The sequence below is a fragment of the Marinobacter sp. AC-23 genome, assembly GCF_001858325.1.
Lineage (GTDB): Bacteria > Pseudomonadota > Gammaproteobacteria > Pseudomonadales > Oleiphilaceae > Marinobacter.
In genome coordinates this window covers 1-2,017 of sequence record NZ_MBPP01000092.1, presented here as the reverse complement: position 1 = coordinate 2,017, position 2,017 = coordinate 1, and the positions used below count along the sequence as shown (strand labels likewise).

Sequence of the window (2,017 nt, the reverse complement as noted above, 5' to 3'; positions counted from 1 at the left end):
TGAGCGCTATGAATCGCGGAGTGATCCGCTGATGGCATTCGTCGATGAAGCAGAGTCAATACCCGTCGATATTGCACTGCTTCGTACTTTGATGAGGCAGCACCATCTGACTGGTAGTGATTTGCCGGAAGGCCCGGCGGTTTCGACCCTCAGGCCGCCCGTCGTCGCGGGCTCTGTCGATAATCCTGATAGGTTGCCTCAAATCGAGTCGCTCGCTCGCACCACTGGCCCGGGCCAATATTCAGCCTTTCCAGAATCGGCAAGGCTTTTTCATCAATCGCGCCACGTTTGTCATCCCGGCTAATTCGGCCAGTGCAATCGACCAATTCTAGGTAATCTTCGAAGCCAAAGAGTATGCCTCGCTGAAAGCCCTTGCGAATCACCCCCTCAAATCCCAGCAAAGATTTCAGCGGTACCGTAAACTCATTTAGCCACTGCTGTTCTGTTTGGCTGTGAACCACAATCTGACCCGATGGTTTGTTTTGAGACCCCGCCTAGCAAAAAGATGCAGGTCGATTTCATGACCATTTCCCGCCACCGGAGTAAGATTACAGCCTTTGGTCGACACCTTTAATCAGGCTGCGCTGTTGGATCGGCTGTTGCACCACGCGCACCGTTGCGCGCTAAAACAATTTTGATTACAGTCTGCTGACGGTGCTCTGGAAGATCGCCGTTAATCGTCATGGAGAGCGCCTGCCTTAAACAGCATCACCCTTGTGGGCCTCAATACTCTCAGGCCGCAAGGACAGCAGCCATGAACATCAAATCTCATTGGGACCTGCAACTCCGGGACCTCCCCTTTATTGAAGGGCCATTTTTTGCCAGGACTTGCGCCACCAAGCTGGCTAACGGTCCATCCAACAATGTACCTAAAGACCCCAGCGGTCGGGAAATGAGTGTTGAGCAACTGCAAAAAGCACTCGAGCACGGTCAACTGTTTCTTGTTACCAGCAGCCCACCCTCTTTTCCTATTGTCGTCTGGAAACCGGATGCCGATCACCCAAACGGTGGCACCTGGCACTTAATCGGCAACATTGACGGCGGGCTTAGCCGGAACGTCGAGGCGCTCAACCAGTGGGAGATAACACCAGATACCATTAGTCTTTCAGGCCCGGGTTGCCTCGGTCAACTTGGAGCCTTCGGCCTCAATGACACCATGAATGAACGCCGCGCAGGGGAACGTCACCTTGCCTCGAAGAATGCCCAACGCCCATTATCCCTGCCCCTTGGTGCATCAGCCTGGTAGCTCCACTTACCGCCTCGGCATTTGTGACGGATGAGGTAACACAGGGCAAAGAGAAAAGAAAACCCGTCCATCTAGAGGTGGGGATCTTCACCGACGGAACGCTGAATAACGCGGGAAACATTGACTTATTTCGTGATCGTGTTGAGAGCGAGTGTCTGACGCCCCACCAAAATGGAGAGATTGATGATATCGAATGCGAGCACCGATTGAGTTTATTGCTTGGGGATAGCTATGCTAATGGGACGAGTAATATAGCTAAGTTACAGAACCTGTACACCGAAACCCGTAAAGAAATCAAAACTGCAATTACCTGGCGGCGCCGCGTATATGTGCCGGGCGCTGGCTCAAAAACTGGAGAACAGGATTCATTAGAAGGCATGATGACCGGCCTCGGTGAAACGGGTGTGGTTGCACAAGTTAAGAGGGCATTTTCAGAAGTCGCGCTTCATGCAAGTGAAGTAGCAAGTAATGGTATTATTGACGACTTGGTTATCGATCTGTTCGGCTTTAGCCGGGGGGCTGCGGCTGCCCGCCACGCTGCGAATGATATAAATCGTGGCTCCAAGGGTATGTTAGCGCAGGCATTTTCAGCTAATGGTATTCCCTGGCCGGAAAAAGTCACCATTCGGTTTCTTGGGCTATTTGATACTGTTGCCGGCATTATTAACATCCAGAACGGCGACTTTACGCCAAGCAACAATCGTAATTCTCCCGTCAACCTGTATTTAGATCCGTCAACTATCACCAGCGCGGTGCAGTTTACCGCGATCG

General features: G+C 52.1%; 3 protein-coding genes. 2 read left to right on the top strand and 1 reads right to left on the bottom strand.

The window, feature by feature from the left end; all coding sequences use genetic code 11:
• Positions 1-149: 149 nt before the first annotated feature.
• Complete coding sequence (locus tag BCA33_RS19475; protein ID WP_071268442.1) at positions 150-461, bottom strand: hypothetical protein; 312 nt, start codon at positions 459-461, stop codon at positions 150-152.
• A gap of 293 nt (positions 462-754) precedes the next feature.
• Here BCA33_RS19475 and BCA33_RS19470 point away from each other — a divergent pair, with 293 nt between their 5' ends.
• Positions 755-1,246 carry a hypothetical protein gene (locus BCA33_RS19470; protein ID WP_071268440.1) on the top strand — a complete coding sequence of 164 codons (492 nt, stop codon included), beginning with the start codon at positions 755-757 and terminating at the stop codon, positions 1,244-1,246.
• 23 nt (positions 1,247-1,269) lie between these two features.
• A partial coding sequence (locus tag BCA33_RS19465) for a DUF2235 domain-containing protein (RefSeq protein WP_139173070.1) occupies positions 1,270-2,017 on the top strand: 748 nt, incomplete at its 3' end.